Source organism: Petrocella sp. FN5 (assembly GCF_029210395.1).
Taxonomy (GTDB): Bacteria; Bacillota; Clostridia; order Lachnospirales; family Vallitaleaceae; genus Petrocella.
Map to the genome: position 1 here is coordinate 1 of NZ_JARGDP010000181.1, position 1,449 is coordinate 1,449.

Sequence of the window (1,449 nt, forward strand, 5' to 3'; positions counted from 1 at the left end):
CAGGCACTGAATCCAGATAATAAATATAGCTAAATTGTGTAGATGACACTTGAGCTACCAGTAATACCCAAAATCCGTTCCGCCATAGTTACGAATAACATTCATCACTCTCATTCTTTTCATTCTTCAACAATCTTTCTCAATAATTCTTCGATATTGCTTATTCTCTTTAACAACTTAAAAAAGAAAATTAATATCAAAATAATAATAGCTATAGAAATAAAAGTACCTACTATATGTAAAATAATTTGTATCCATGCATTTTCAAATCCAATTATTTCCATGCATACCTCCAACACATTATCATAGTTTAATACTAAATGAATAATTGTGATCCTTAGTATAACTCAAAGTGTACCTGTAGGATCCCCAAAAGGAGTCGTTAATAGACCTTTTCCATATATATCACAATAGCCTATCACCATCGGTACGTCTTATAATTTCGCTTATAACATTCCAATAAAATCCCACTGTAATACCTTGAAATAGTTTCATCCCAGGTCTAGTTACTTCTCAATTTTCGACATTCTTTGGTTGTCAAAATTAATACTTCAAATCCAAGCCTTATTCAGATTATTAATCATATTTGATTATAAGAAAAGATATCTCAAGGGCATCTTTATATATAATTTAACTTTCTATAAGAGCCATATGATAAGCAATATAATGATGAAGACAAAACTCCATATACTTTCTTTTAATTTAACTGATGAGTCACTGACCTTATCATTCCCAATAAGCTCTGGTTTAAAAATGGTTATTATTGTCACAACAAAATATGACAGTATACATGTTAACAAGGAATAATCAATATTCTTAAATATCATGAGTACACTCAAGTTAATAATCAAAACAATCACTATCGACACAATCTTCTTCATTTTCATATTTCACCTATTTCTATTCAAACTAGATTGTTTCAGTCTTAAATATTTATATGTGCAATTGGTGAGAACATCAATTGGATTTTTAGAGATACTAGATTAAGAGCTACTACTCCCCCAATTATTGCTGCTACTGGTGTTGCCATAGCTACAGCACTTGCAGATGCACATAATTTGATAATCATAAGTCCCATGCCACCAGCAATACCACCACCTTTTACTATTTCTTCAATAAGGTCATAGCCACCTTGGTTACACCATAATTGCAATCCAGTAAGAGGCGCTAATGCCACACCGATATAGACAAAGTTTACATAGATATTACTTGATCTTGTTGCCATTTGAATATTTGCACCTTCAGAATAATCTTTTTGTAACTGGACTTCTCTTACATCTTGAATAAGCTTAGCATCCTCTATATTATCTTTCAAAAAGGTGTGGTATTCCTTATCGAGTGTCTTCATTGATTCTTTTAATTCTTTCAATTCATTCTTGTCCATATTGAGTATTTGTTCACTCAAGCTATCTCTAAGCATATATTTCTCTGCATCACTTAGATTATTGA

At 31.2% G+C, this 1,449-nt stretch carries 2 protein-coding genes; both read right to left on the reverse strand.

The annotated features are described in order from the left end of the window. Window positions 1-119: 119 nt before the first annotated feature. Window positions 120-284, reverse strand: coding sequence for a hypothetical protein (locus P0N36_RS15325; RefSeq protein ID WP_275843760.1), 165 nt, complete (start codon window positions 282-284; stop codon window positions 120-122). Between the two features lie 641 nt (window positions 285-925). Continuing rightward, window positions 926-1,449, reverse strand: a 524-nt coding sequence (locus P0N36_RS15330; RefSeq protein ID WP_275843761.1) for a hypothetical protein, incomplete at its 5' end; no start/stop codon positions are given.

Excerpts from the sequence above, each read along its gene's own strand:
- P0N36_RS15325 (WP_275843760.1), bottom strand. The coding sequence starts at position 284 with ATGGAAATAATTGGATTTGAAAATGCATGGATACAAATTATTTTACAT.